14 protein-coding genes and 1 tRNA gene are annotated in these 12102 nt (G+C 64.9%); 2 read left to right on the top strand and 13 right to left on the bottom strand.

What is annotated here, in order from left to right:
• Nucleotides 1-99: 99 nt before the first annotated feature.
• From HAP41_RS22250 to HAP41_RS22220, 7 genes are all read right to left on the bottom strand, one after another.
• Nucleotides 100-177 (bottom strand) — tRNA-Pro (locus HAP41_RS22250).
• Between the two features lie 102 nt (nt 178-279).
• On the bottom strand, nt 280-864 hold the full coding sequence (locus HAP41_RS22245; protein WP_071913245.1) for a MerR family transcriptional regulator: 585 nt from the start codon (nt 862-864) through the stop codon (nt 280-282).
• 24 nt (nt 865-888) lie between these two features.
• Nucleotides 889-1230 (bottom strand): integration host factor subunit alpha, encoded by a 342-nt coding sequence (locus tag HAP41_RS22240; RefSeq protein WP_028152484.1) that lies wholly within the window; start codon nt 1228-1230, stop codon nt 889-891.
• A gap of 134 nt (nt 1231-1364) precedes the next feature.
• The gene (locus HAP41_RS22235; RefSeq protein WP_063982864.1) at nt 1365-2345 is read right to left on the bottom strand and encodes a beta-ketoacyl-ACP synthase III; all 981 of its coding nucleotides are present in this window, start codon (nt 2343-2345) and stop codon (nt 1365-1367) included.
• Nucleotides 2342-3403 carry a phosphate acyltransferase PlsX gene (gene plsX / locus HAP41_RS22230; RefSeq protein WP_063982863.1) on the bottom strand — a complete coding sequence of 354 codons (1062 nt, stop codon included), beginning with the start codon at nt 3401-3403 and terminating at the stop codon, nt 2342-2344. Before plsX ends, HAP41_RS22235 begins: the two co-directional genes overlap by 4 nt.
• A gap of 298 nt (nt 3404-3701) precedes the next feature.
• Entirely contained in the window at nt 3702-4271 is a 570-nt protein-coding gene (locus tag HAP41_RS22225; protein WP_166097061.1) for a YceD family protein, read from the bottom strand.
• Nucleotides 4268-4849, bottom strand: coding sequence for a ubiquinol-cytochrome C chaperone family protein (locus tag HAP41_RS22220; protein WP_166097062.1), 582 nt, complete (start codon nt 4847-4849; stop codon nt 4268-4270). The genes HAP41_RS22225 and HAP41_RS22220 overlap by 4 nt, the downstream gene beginning before the upstream one ends.
• 98 nt (nt 4850-4947) lie before the next feature.
• Between HAP41_RS22220 and HAP41_RS22215 the strand changes: the two genes are divergently transcribed.
• Both HAP41_RS22215 and HAP41_RS22210 read left to right on the top strand, forming a co-directional pair.
• On the top strand, nt 4948-5433 hold the full coding sequence (locus tag HAP41_RS22215) for an outer membrane protein assembly factor BamE (RefSeq protein ID WP_028152489.1): 486 nt from the start codon (nt 4948-4950) through the stop codon (nt 5431-5433).
• 117 nt (nt 5434-5550) lie between these two features.
• Entirely contained in the window at nt 5551-6552 is a 1002-nt protein-coding gene (locus HAP41_RS22210) for a Bug family tripartite tricarboxylate transporter substrate binding protein (protein ID WP_166097063.1), read from the top strand.
• Between the two features lie 168 nt (nt 6553-6720).
• Here the strand turns inward: HAP41_RS22210 and HAP41_RS22205 are convergent, their stop codons facing one another.
• From HAP41_RS22205 to ribH, 6 genes are all read right to left on the bottom strand, one after another.
• On the bottom strand, nt 6721-8841 hold the full coding sequence (locus HAP41_RS22205) for a sodium-translocating pyrophosphatase (RefSeq protein WP_071913231.1): 2121 nt from the start codon (nt 8839-8841) through the stop codon (nt 6721-6723).
• 282 nt (nt 8842-9123) lie between these two features.
• Complete coding sequence (locus HAP41_RS22200; RefSeq protein WP_224580773.1) at nt 9124-9513, bottom strand: hypothetical protein; 390 nt, start codon at nt 9511-9513, stop codon at nt 9124-9126.
• A 344-nt stretch (nt 9514-9857) separates the two neighbouring features.
• Complete coding sequence (thiL, locus tag HAP41_RS22195) at nt 9858-10859, bottom strand: thiamine-phosphate kinase (protein WP_166097065.1); 1002 nt, start codon at nt 10857-10859, stop codon at nt 9858-9860.
• Complete coding sequence (locus HAP41_RS22190) at nt 10856-11005, bottom strand: hypothetical protein (protein ID WP_166097066.1); 150 nt, start codon at nt 11003-11005, stop codon at nt 10856-10858. Before HAP41_RS22190 ends, thiL begins: the two co-directional genes overlap by 4 nt.
• 9 nt (nt 11006-11014) lie before the next feature.
• Nucleotides 11015-11512, bottom strand: coding sequence for a transcription antitermination factor NusB (gene nusB, locus HAP41_RS22185; protein ID WP_063982855.1), 498 nt, complete (start codon nt 11510-11512; stop codon nt 11015-11017).
• Between the two features lie 2 nt (nt 11513-11514).
• A complete protein-coding gene (gene ribH / locus HAP41_RS22180; protein ID WP_166097067.1) occupies nt 11515-12006 on the bottom strand; it encodes a 6,7-dimethyl-8-ribityllumazine synthase in 492 nt (163 codons plus the stop codon).
• Nucleotides 12007-12102 lie beyond the last annotated feature (96 nt).

Here is a 12102-nt window from a genome sequence, read left to right as displayed (position 1 = left end):
ACCGGCTTAAGTTTGGACCCACCGTGAACCCACCCCATGAACTATCAGAAAATTTGAAATAACCCCCTACATTTTTCTTGTTCTATTTCAGGAAGTTAATGGTCGGAGCGAGAGGATTTGAACCTCCGACCCCTAGTCTCCCAGACTAGTGCGCTAACCGGGCTGCGCCACGCTCCGAACGTCGTTCCATTAGCTAGGATCGCCGCTTTGCGCAAGGCGAGATTTTGGCGTCCGTGCCCACAGCCCCGGAACTGCCGGCCAAGCTCGCGAAAAGCGCCCCTAGCCGTCCTTCAGCGCTTGATCCAGCATTTCCCGGCACGCGACAAGGTCAGCGAGCACCCGTCCGAGCCGCTCCCGGTCGATGGCGCTGGGCCCGGCAGGTGCGGCGGGAGTGCCGCCCTTGCGGAAGGTGGTGAGGATGTCCTCGTCGTCGACCTCCGTGAAGCGGAAGTCGATGCCTTCCTCCTCGTCGCCCTGGTAGTCGTCTTCGTCGGCATCCGTGACACCCTTGATGGGCGCCTCGTCGTCGTCGTCGGGCTCCATCAGGCTGGCGCCGATGGCATCCTCAATGGCCCCGAACGAGACCGCGGCCGCGCCGTCGGCGAGGCCTTGCACCGACTTGACGCCGTGCTCCTTGAGGATCCGCTGCACCCCGCGGATGGTGTAGCCCTCCCCGTAGAGCAGGCGGCGGATACCCTTGAGCAGATCGACGTCGTCGGGGCGGTAATAGCGGCGGCCGCCGCTGCGCTTCATCGGCTTGATCTGGGAGAATCGGGTCTCCCAGAACCGCAGCACGTGCTGCGGAATGTCGAGTTCCTGCGCTACTTCGCTGATGGTTCGGAACGCATCCGGCGCCTTGTCCAAATGCCAAATCCTTCGCGCAGGCGGTTACGCCTCGGGTTGAGCCTTGCTGGCGTCGCCATTGCCGCGATGCTGGGTGTTGATCCGCTGCTTCAGGATCGCCGACGGCTTGAACACCATGACGCGGCGCGGCGAGATCGGCACCTCGGTGCCGGTCTTCGGGTTGCGGCCGATACGCTGACCCTTCTTGCGGACCATGAAGGAGCCGAAAGAGGATAATTTCACCGTCTCGCCCTTCTCCAGGCAGTCGGTGATCTCCTTCAGGACGAGTTCCACGAACGCAGACGATTCCGTGCGCGACAGGCCCACCTTCTGGTAGACGGCCTCGCAGAGATCAACACGCGTTACGGTTTTGCTTTGGTCGGTCATCGCCCTGCCCCACATCACGGCGAACAATTGTTGTCTGAAATTATGAGGTTACGATACGCCGGTCAACAGCGCTCATCAATGCAGGCGCATCGATAATCGCGGCTAATTCCGGCAAAATTTTATCGATTGTGGCCCTACCAGCGCACCAGCGCGGAGCCCCAGGTGAAGCCGCCGCCCATCGCCTCCAGCAAAACCATGTCGCCGCGCTTGATGCGGCCGTCCTTGCGCGCCACCGACAGCGCCAGCGGGATCGAGGCCGCCGAGGTGTTGCCGTGGCGGTCCACCGTCAGCACCACCTTCTCCGGCGCGATGTGGAGCTTGTGGGCGGAGGCGTCGATGATTCGCTTGTTGGCCTGGTGCGGCACGAACCAGTCGATGCTGTCGGCATTGAGCCCGGTGGTCTGGAAGGCGTCGACGATCACGTCGGTGATCATGCCGACCGCGTGCTTGAAGACCTCGCGGCCCTCCATGCGCAGATGGCCGACGGTCTGGGTCGAGGACGGACCGCCGTCGACGAACAGCTTTGCCTTGTGGCGGCCGTCGGAGCGCAGGTGAGTGGTCACGACGCCCCGGTCGGTCGCGGCCTTGCCCGGCTGCTCCTGTGCCTCCAGCACCACCGCGCCGGCACCGTCGCCGAACAGCACGCAGGTGCCGCGGTCGTTCCAGTCGAGGATGCGCGAGAAGGTCTCGGCGCCGATCACCAGCGCGCGCTTGAAGGCGCCGGTGCGCAGGAAATTGTCGGCGGTAGCGAGCGCGAACACGAAGCCCGAGCACACCGCCTGGAGATCGAACGCCGCGCCATGGTTGATGCCGAGCGCGTGCTGCACCGCGACCGCGGTTGCGGGGAAGGTGTTGTCAGGCGTCGAGGTCGCCAGCACGATCAGCTCGATCGACTGCGCGTCCACGCCGGCGTCGCTGAGCGCAGCCTGCGCCGCCTTGATCGCCAGATGCGAGGTGAACTCGCCCTCGGCCGCGATATGCCGCTCGCGAATGCCGGTACGCTGCACGATCCATTCGTCGGACGTGTCGATGCGCGCCGCCAGCTGGGCGTTGGTCACCACCTGCTCCGGCAAATAAGAGCCGCAGCCCAGCACGACCGAACGAATTTGAGTCACGAAACAGCCTCCTGCGCGGTCTGCACGGAACTAAGTGCACCACCCTCGCGGTTGAGCATCTGATTGATCTTGTTCAGGAGATCGTAGTGAGCCATCTCATAGCCAACATCGATCGCATAGGCAAAGCCTTCGGAGCTGATTCCACCATGGCTCTTGACCACGATCCCGTTCAATCCAAGGAACACGCCGCCGTTGGACTTGTTCGGGTCCATCTTGTCCCGCAGGGCCTTGAAGGCGCTGCGCGCCAAGAGGTAGCCGAGCTTGGACAGCCAGCTCCGCTGCATCTCGTTGCGGAGTAATTCCGCCATCTGCCGTGCGGTTCCCTCGGCGGCCTTGAGCGCGATATTGCCGCTGAAGCCTTCGGTGACGATGACGTCGGCCAGTCCCTTGCCGATACCATCCCCCTCGACGAAGCCGAGATAATCGAGCTCCGGCAGGTTCACCGCACGCAGCCTGTCCCCGGCCTCGCGGATCTCCTCGTGCCCCTTGATCTCCTCGGTCCCGATATTGAGCAGGCCGACCGTGGGCCGTGGCTTGTCGAACAGGACGCTCGCCATCGCGGCGCCCATGACGGCGAGCGACACCAGATGGTGTGCGTCGCCACCGATGGCGGCACCGAGGTCGAGCACGACCGATTCGCCGCGCTTGGTCGGCCATACCCCGGCAATCGCCGGGCGGTCGATGCCCGGCAGCGTGCGCAGGTGGAAGCGCGACATCGCCATCAGCGCCCCGGTATTCCCGGCGGAGATCACGACATCCGCCTCGCCCTTCTTCACCGCGTCGATGGCGAGCCACATCGAGGAGGTCTTGCGGCCGCGCCGCAGCGCCTGGCTCGGCTTATCATGCATGGCGACGGCGACGTCGGTATGGATGATCTTCGAAGCGGCCTTGAGGGCGGGATGCTTCTCGAGCTCGGGCTCGATCTTGGCGCGGTCCCCGACCAGCAGGAATTCGATCTCGCGATGCCTGTGAAGCGAGATGGCGGCGCCTGGAATGACCACGGCGGCGCCGACGTCGCCCCCCATGGCGTCAAGCGCGATGCGAACCTTGCTTGGCATAAAAGTCCTGGAAACCTGGTCTGGTGCGGTCTTGAACGAGCGGTGCCGCAAAATGGGTCCGCCATGGACATGGCGACCGGTCAGGCGCCACGCGGCGCCCGGACCGGGGCGCGACAATAGCGTTTTGTTATCCCGAAACAACCTCTTGCCCCCAGCCTTTTGCATTCGGGGCGACCCGCGGGCGGCGGCGAAAATTCACAATAAGCGCATTGAAATCAAACAGATATAAGCTCCTTTCAAAGCATCCGGACAGGCATCTCACGCACCCCGCAAAGCGATCCCCACCGGGAATGCCCAGCTATTTGCCTTTCTTCTTGTCCTGGAGCGCCTTCAGCGCCGCGAACGGATGGTCCTCGGGGTCCAGCGCGGTGACCTCGGCCTCGAACTTGACGCCCGGCTTGCGCGGATAGGGATCGACCGCCAGGAACAGGGCATCGGTGGCAATCCGGCCGAGATCGATGATGCCGTTCACGATTGCCTCCGGCGGATCGATCACCTCCGGGGGCTCCGCGTCGTCCTGCCCCTCCTCGATCAGGTCGGCCATCTTCCGAACCTCGGCTTCCGGGGCAAACACCAGGTCGACGGCTTCCTCGATCTCGCTCTCGATCGGATCGAGGGTGACGACGCAGGTCTGGCCGATCCGGGCGCGGACGTGCCCCGTAACCTGGATCCGGCCGCCGCTCTTGGGGACGACCTCGAAAGCAGCCTGGGCGGAGAGCACCTCCCGCAAGCCGCCGACCTCGGCGATGGCCTGCAGCTCGGCGACTGAAGCCTCGAGCTTGCGGTGTAGGCCGGTATCGGGGATCTGCGCGACGATGACGGGGGACCGCCAGGGATCGGGTCGGGATTCGGCGTTCGGTCGGCTCATCGCGTGATGTCCTCAGTGAGCGCTGGGGGATACTTGAAGGATGCGCACTGCAACGTGGCCTCGTCTGCCCGGCCGAGATCGGCTTCGGTGGCCCGGGCGTAGGCCGCGAGCCGCCGCGCCTGGTCCATGCCGGTCCCATTCAGGATATTCTTGCAGATGGCGGCTGCCAGCGCCTCGCCGCCGCCTTCGATGGCCTGGTCATAGGCCTGGACGCGGCCGTAAAACGCCTCGCCGAAGGCCCGCATCCGCTTCGGCACGGTCTGGTCGCCTATCCCCATCTCGCGCAGATTGTCGTCCATGTCCTCGCAGAAACGGTCGAACAGCGCCTGCGACAGCTCCGTGGCGCCTTGGCCCTGGTTGGCGCCTTGGTTGACGCTCTGGACCGTGCGCAGGCGTCGCAGCAGCAGCCAGAGATGCAGCAGCAACAGGTCGAAACGCCCGTTAACCGTATCGGGCACGCCCAAGTCGCGGTAAAATATGGGTTCTCGCGCCTGCGTCACGATCATGCCATAGATGGCTTCAATGGTGCCGCGCGGGGCTTGCCGGGGTTTCCTGAAGTGATTGAACGGCCAAACCATTGTGGGTTCCGCAAGCGGGCGTGCGCGTGTTGCAATTGCAGTCTCCGCCCGGTACTTCAGCGCCTCGCGCGACGCAAGGGGACGGAATCAGTTCCACGATGACGATAACGAACCAGACCAGCCTGCGCGCCAACAAGCCGCGCGGCCTTCATGCACGCTGGCGCGGTTTGCGCATGCTTGCGGCCGTCGCCCTGGTCGGCGCCGCCCTTGCCGGCTGCACCGGCGAGCAGTTCCAGAAGGGTTACATCCTGCCGCCCGGCGCGCTGGAGCAGATTCCGATCGGCGCGAGCCAGGATCAGGTGCTGATCGTGATGGGCACCCCCTCCACGGTCGCAACCCTCGACGGCGAGGTGTTTTACTACATCTCGCAGCGCTCGGAGCGGATGGTCGCCTTCATGAACCAGAAGGTGGTCGACCAGCGCGTCATCGCGGTCTATTTCGACAAGAATCGGCGCGTGCGCCGGCTGGCGAATTACGGCCTTCAGGACGGCAAGATCTTCGACTTCATCAGCCGGACCACGGCGACGTCGGGTCAGGAGATGAACTACCTCACGCCGCTGTTCAAGCTGCTCAGCTTTAACTGAGTCTTCAGCCTGCGGCGTCGTGCCGCCCTCCGCGCGGCACTTGCCGTCGCGTGCGGCTTGCCGTTGTGCGCCCGGTTCCATACGCTCCCTGCAAAACAAGAAGCAGGGAGTGGATTCGTGCCCAAGACTTTGTTGTCCCGCCGTCGCGTGCTCGCCGGTGCTGCCGGCCTCTCGGCCGCAGCGATCCTGCCGCGATCGAGCCTGGCGGACTGGAAGCCCACCGAAAACGTCCGCATCATCGTGCCGGCTGCGGCCGGCGGCTCGACCGACGTCATGGGCCGGCTCCTGGCTGCGCATCTGCAGACCGCCTGGGGCCAGTCGGCGGTCGTGGAGAACCGCTCCGGCGGCGGTGGTACGATCGGCACGGCCGAGGCCGTCCGCGCCAAGCCTGACGGCCACACCATCCTGATCGGCAACCCCGGGCCGAACGCGATCGCCTACAGCATCTTCAAGAACCTCACCTACAAGCCGGACCAGCTCCAGCCGGTCTCCAACATGATCCGGATCCCGAACATCGTCTCGGCGCATCCGAAGACCGGCATCAAGTCGGTCGCCGAGCTGATCGCGTATCTGAAGACCAACCCGGACAAACTCAGCTACGCCTCGTCCGGCGTCGGCCAGAGCCCTCACCTCACCGGCGCCTGGTTTCTCCAGCTCACCGGACTGAAGATGACGCACATCCCGTTCCGCGGTGCGGGCCCCGCGCTCCAGGCCGCGCTGGCCGGCGACATCCAGATCCTGTTCGACAATCTCTATCCGAGCCTTCCGCAGGTGCAGAACGGCACCCTCACCGGCCTCTGCGTCACCACGACCGACCGCAGCGACCTCGCGCCGAACCTGCCGACCATGCGCGAGAGCGCGCCGGAGCTGGCCAATTTCGACGTGTCGTCGTGGTTCTCGGTGTTCCTGCCGAAGGGTGTGCAGCCCGCCGTGCTGGAAGCGCTCAATCTTCAGGTCAAGGCGATGCTGGAGCGCGACGACATCAAGAAAAACATCTCCGCCATGGGCGCCCGCGCCGATTACGGCTCGCCGCAGCAGTTCGCCGACTTCGTGGACGCCGAGACGAAGAAGTTCGCCGGCATCATCCAGAAGGAAGGGCTGCAGATGGACGTGCAGTAGGCACCACATCCGTCATTGCGAGCGCAGCGAAGCAATCCAGACTTTCGCCGCGGGAAGATTCTGGATTGCTTCGCTACGCTCGCAATGACGTGGTGAGAGCCTCCAGCCCATCAAACAAAAACCCCGCGGCTCGCGCCGCGGGGTTTTGTCGTGTGTCGCTTGCGCCGTTCAGTGCGCGAGGATCGCCAGCAGCAGCAAGGCCACGATGTTCGTGATCTTGATCATCGGGTTCACCGCCGGTCCCGCCGTATCCTTGTAGGGATCGCCGACGGTGTCGCCGGTGACGGCCGACTTGTGGGCATCACTGCCCTTGCCGCCGAAGTGACCGTCCTCGATGTACTTCTTGGCGTTGTCCCAGGCGCCGCCGCCCGAGGTCATGGAGATCGCGACGAACAGGCCCGTCACGATCACGCCGAGCAACATCGCGCCCACCGCGGAGAACGCAGCCGACTTGCCGGCCGGGCCGCCACCCGCGATCGCATAGATCACGAAGTAGACGAAGATCGGCGACAGCACCGGCAGCAGCGAGGGGATGATCATCTCCTTGATCGCCGCCTTGGTCAGCAGGTCGACCGCCTTGCCGTAATCCGGCTTGTCGGTGCCCTGCATGATGCCCGGCTTTTCGCGGAACTGCCGGCGCACCTCCTCGACGATCGCGCTTGCCGCGCGACCGACCGCAGTCATGCCCATCGCGCCGAACAGATACGGCAAGAGGCCGCCGAACAGCAGGCCGACAACCACGTAGGGGTTGTTGAGCGAGAAGTCCGGATTGACGCCGGCGAAGTACGGATGGTGCGCGGAGTCCGCAACGAAGAACTTGAGGTCCTGGTTGTAGGCCGCGAACAGCACGAGGGCACCGAGACCGGCGGAACCGATCGCGTAGCCCTTCGTCACCGCCTTGGTGGTGTTGCCGACCGCATCGAGCGCGTCGGTCGATTTGCGCACCTCCTTCGGCAGGCCCGCCATCTCGGCGATGCCGCCGGCGTTGTCGGTGACCGGGCCGAAGGCGTCGAGCGCGACGACCATGCCGGCCAGCGCCAGCATGGTGGCCGTCGCGATCGCGATGCCGAACAGGCCGGCCAGGCTGTAGGTGACCAGGATGCCGGCGATGATGACGATCGCGGGCAGCGCGGTCGCTTCCATCGAGACGGCGAGACCCTGGATCACGTTGGTGCCGTGACCGGTCACCGACGCCTGGGCGATCGACTTCACCGGCCGATAGTCGGTGCCGGTGTAGTATTCGGTGATCCAAATGATCAGCGCGGTGACGACGAGGCCGACGATGCCGCATTGGAACAGCGACATGCCGGTGTAGTCGACGCCGTCGAGCTTGCCGAAGCCGATCAGATAGTAGATCACGCCAGCGATTCCGATCAGCGACAGGATGCCGGTTGCGATCAGGCCCTTGTAGAGCGCGCCCATGATCGACTGGCTCGGCCCGAGCTTCACGAAGAAGGTGCCGATGATCGAGGTGATGATGCAGATGCCGCCGATGGCGAGCGGCAGCGTCATCATGTTCATGAGGATCGGCGTCTTGGCGAAGAAGATCGCCGCGAGCACCATGGTGGCGACCGCAGTCACCGCATAGGTCTCGAACAGGTCGGCAGCCATGCCGGCGCAGTCGCCCACGTTGTCACCGACATTGTCGGCAATGGTGGCCGGGTTGCGCGGATCGTCCTCGGGGATGCCGGCCTCGACCTTGCCGACGAGGTCGCCGCCGACGTCCGCACCCTTGGTGAAGATGCCGCCGCCGAGACGGGCGAAGATCGAGATCAGCGAGGCACCGAAGCCGAGCGCCACCAGGGCGTCGACCACGAGACGGCTATCGGGCGCGAGTTTCAGCGAGTGCACCAGGAAGCCGAAATAGAGGGTCACGCCGAGCAGCGCGAGACCCGCCACCAGCATGCCCGTGATGGCGCCTGCCTTGAAGGCGAGCTCGAGGCCGCCGGCAAGCGACGTGGTCGCTGCCTGGGCGGTGCGCACATTGGCGCGAACCGAGACGTTCATGCCGATGAAGCCGGCCGCCCCCGACAGGACGGCGCCGATCAAGAAGCCGATGCCGACGTAGAGACCAAGGAAATAGACAAGCAGGACGAAGATGACGACGCCGACAATACCGATCGTCGTATACTGGCGCCGCAGATACGCCTGTGCGCCTTCAGCGACTGCGCCTGCAATTTCCTGCATGCGCGGTGACCCCGCATCCGCACTCAACACCGAAGACGTCGCCCAGATCGCGTAGACGATGGAAAGCACTCCGCAGAGCACTATCAACCATAATGCTGTCATGTGATTTTTGCCTCAGATCCTTGATGTACGTACCCCCGGCGCCTTTTGTTTTTCCGTCATGCGGTGGGCGCCCTTATGTTGAACAGGGCCGCCCCTCGCACGAAGGTGTGGCCCTGGTCGGTCACAAGCTTGCCAAAATCAAATTGAGGGTGCAACGCCGGATAAGGTCGAAAAAGCCGATCTCGGCAAGTATTTAGACCTAATCCCGAGCGCTTGGCCGCCGGCCTGGCGCAGCACCGGGAGGCGACCTCAGAACCGGGCGAGGCTTGGCCTGGGCCACGCCTAGGCCATCGCCCTCACGGGATGGCGAGAGGCTGACGCCATTTCCAGGGTCTGCCCGTCGGCTGTTGTACGCCGGTTGAAGATCTTGACCTCGTAGACGCCGCCATTCGGGCCGACCTCGTGCGTCACTGAAACGACCTGCTCGCGTGTGAGGCTGCCGAGCTGCACATCCTGGTCGGGCAGGATGAGCGTCGCCAGCTCATTGACGAACACCACCACGAGATGGCCTTTCGGCATGTTGCTCTTCGACAACAAGCGCAACTGGCCGTGATAAGGCTGCCGCGTCCAGGCCGATGGCAGGCCGGGATCGACCACGACCTGGATGTTGTTGGTCTCGGGGTGCAAAGTGAGCACCATCTTCGACTGATCGGGCTTCCATTGCATGGACATCGTCGGCTCGGTTTTCCAGAGACAATTGAACGCCGCGCACTCGCTCGGCAGTTTGTCGTGGATCGTGCAGCCTCGGCCGGGCTTGCAATGCGAGCACCACTTGCCGGCGGCCTTGCCGAGCTCGACCACGTTGTAAACCTTGCAGCAGAGCGTGCAGCTTCCGCACTCCTTCCCGGAAACAGTCCGCGCCTCGCTCAAACTCGAAACGGCCGCCGTCATCGAATCATGTCCATTGGCTGCTTTGGTAGCTATGGCGCTGATACAGCCGCTTGCTGTCGCCAGGGTTGCGCCAACCCGCGACCGGGAAAAGCCAGGACAGATCAGGGTTCGGGGCGGACTTGAATTCAGAAGTGGCTGTAAGACAGGCGCCTCAAGGTCAGTTCCTGGCCTTGCCCGTCCAAAAAGCGCGGCCGCTCATGGCCCGCGACGATCGTACCGATCGCCGTGACGGCCACACCCGCCGCCTGCCCCGCAGCAATCAGCGCATCGGTTTGCGCCGGCGGCACCGTACACAGCACCTCGTAATCGTCGCCCCCGGCGAGCAGCGTCTCAACGCAAATAGCGTTGCGCGCGATCAGGCCGGCCGCAGCAGCCGAGAGCGGCACGTTCGCGACGTCAACCGTGGCCGAGACGCCCGACGCTGCACAGAGTTTCGCCAGATCGCCGGCGAGCCCGTCGGAGACATCCATCGCGGCCGTCGCGTGGTCGCGCACGGCCTGCGCCAGCACATTGCGCGGCTGCGGCACGCGATAGCGTGAGACCAGCATCTCCTTCGCTTGCTGTTCGGACGCGAGCGCCCCGGCCGCGGCGCCGCCTGTGAGCACGTCGAGGCCGAGCGCGGCGTCGCCGATCGTTCCCGTTACCAGGATGAGGTCGCCCGGCCGCGCGCCGGTACGGCCGACCATCCGTCCCTTCGGCACGCGGCCGAAGGCGGTGATCGAGATCATCTGCGGCCCCGGAGTCGACACCGTGTCGCCGCCAAGCAGCGGGCACGCGAAAGTCCTGCTGTCCTCGCCGAGTGCATCGGCGAACGGCCTGAGCCAGCCATCCTCCTTGCTGCGCAGCGCCAGCGTCAGCACGAAGCCGGCGGGCGCCGCGCCCTTGGCGGCGAGATCCGACAGGTTCACCCGCAGCGCCTTGCGCGCGATGGTGTCGGGCGGATCGGTGGCGAGATAATGCACGCCTTCGACGACGGCGTCGGTGGTGACGACGATGTCGTCGCCGGACGAGGACAGGACCGCGGCATCATCGACCAGCCCGAACGCGCCGGGATCGGTCGCCAGCGGCTTGAAATAGCGCGCGATGAGGGAGTCTTCGGCGGAGACTTGGTGCTTGTCCTGACTCACGATAGCTGCCCCGTCATCCTGAGGTGCGAGCCCTTGCGAGCCTCGAAGGATGCACGGCCGAGATGCACCTTCAGCGGCACGCCGCCGCCCTTCGAGGCCTCCGCTTCGCTACGGCACCTCAGGGTGACGGCTACTGCGAGGGCCATCGACTAATCCTACCCCCGCCCGAACTCGTCGCCGCGGAACTGGCGGCCGATCTGGTCGAGCACGGCGTTGACCATGCCGGTCTCCTCGCGGTCGACGAATGCATTCGCAACGTCGACATATTCTGACACGACGACGCGGCCCGGCACGTCCTTGCGATGCTGGAGCTCATAGGCCCCTGCCCGCAGCACCGCGCGCAGGATGGCCTCGATCCGCTTCAGCGGCCAGCCCTTCGACAGCGCCTCGTCGATCAGGGGATCGAGCATCTTCTGGTCGCGCACGACGCCGGAGACCACGTCGCGAAAGAAGGCGGCTTCCGCCGGCAGATAGGTATCGCCCTCGACCTCGTTGCCGAGCCAGTGGCTCTCGAACTCCGCAAAGATGTCGTTGATGCCGGCGCCGGCGATGTCCATCTGATATAGGGCCTGGACGGCCGCGAGCCGCGCCGCACCGCGCCGGTTCGCTTTCTTCTCGGTGCCAGCCGGCGGCTTTTTGCTGTGATCGGCCATGATCAAGCCCGCGCCAGCCGGTGCTTGATGCGCAGCATCGCAAGCGCGGCGCGCGCGGCATCGCCGCCCTTGTTGAGCTCGCTGGCGCGCGCCCGCGCCCAAGCCTGCGCCTCGGTGTTGACGGTGAGGATGCCGTTGCCGAGCGGCAGCTTTCGCGAAACCGCAAGATCCATCAGCGCGCGCGAGGATTCCTGCGAGACGATCTCGAAATGGATGGTGTCACCACGGATCACGCAGCCGAGCGCGATCACCGCGTCATAGGGCTTGCCGTTCGCCGCCGCGGCATCGACCGCGATGGCGACCGCCGCCGGGATTTCCAGTGCGCCGGGAACCGTGATGACGTCATGCGTCAGACCAGCTGCCTTCAGCTCGGTCACCGCGCCGTCCAAAAGCGCATCCTGGAGATCGTCATAGAACCGCGCCTCGACAATCAGCGCGCGTGCGCCGGAAATGTCGGTCTGGTCCTTCAGGGGTGCGCGTCGCGCGTCTGCCATCGTCTAAATCCGTTCTACAGAGGTCGGCGCTATGTAGTCGCCGGACGCATGTAAGCCAAGTTCAAAGACACTGTCATTCCGGGGCGATGCAAAGCA

Source organism: Bradyrhizobium barranii subsp. apii (assembly GCF_011516635.5).
GTDB lineage: Bacteria > Pseudomonadota > Alphaproteobacteria > Rhizobiales > Xanthobacteraceae > Bradyrhizobium > Bradyrhizobium barranii.
This window is presented reverse-complemented; position numbering and strand designations above follow the sequence as displayed.

Excerpts from the sequence above, each read along its gene's own strand:
- HAP41_RS22190 (WP_166097066.1), bottom strand. The coding sequence starts at position 11,005 with ATGGCCCTCGCAGTAGCCGTCACCCTGAGGTGCCGTAGCGAAGCGGAG.
- HAP41_RS22215 (WP_028152489.1), top strand. The coding sequence starts at position 4,948 with ATGACGATAACGAACCAGACCAGCCTGCGCGCCAACAAGCCGCGCGGC.
- HAP41_RS22205 (WP_071913231.1), bottom strand. The coding sequence starts at position 8,841 with ATGACAGCATTATGGTTGATAGTGCTCTGCGGAGTGCTTTCCATCGTC.
- plsX (WP_063982863.1), bottom strand. The coding sequence starts at position 3,403 with ATGCCAAGCAAGGTTCGCATCGCGCTTGACGCCATGGGGGGCGACGTC.
- HAP41_RS22220 (WP_166097062.1), bottom strand. The coding sequence starts at position 4,849 with ATGGTTTGGCCGTTCAATCACTTCAGGAAACCCCGGCAAGCCCCGCGC.
- ribH (WP_166097067.1), bottom strand. The coding sequence starts at position 12,006 with ATGGCAGACGCGCGACGCGCACCCCTGAAGGACCAGACCGACATTTCC.
- HAP41_RS22240 (WP_028152484.1), bottom strand. The coding sequence starts at position 1,230 with ATGACCGACCAAAGCAAAACCGTAACGCGTGTTGATCTCTGCGAGGCC.
- HAP41_RS22200 (WP_224580773.1), bottom strand. The coding sequence starts at position 9,513 with ATGTCCATGCAATGGAAGCCCGATCAGTCGAAGATGGTGCTCACTTTG.
- HAP41_RS22225 (WP_166097061.1), bottom strand. The coding sequence starts at position 4,271 with ATGAGCCGACCGAACGCCGAATCCCGACCCGATCCCTGGCGGTCCCCC.
- nusB (WP_063982855.1), bottom strand. The coding sequence starts at position 11,512 with ATGGCCGATCACAGCAAAAAGCCGCCGGCTGGCACCGAGAAGAAAGCG.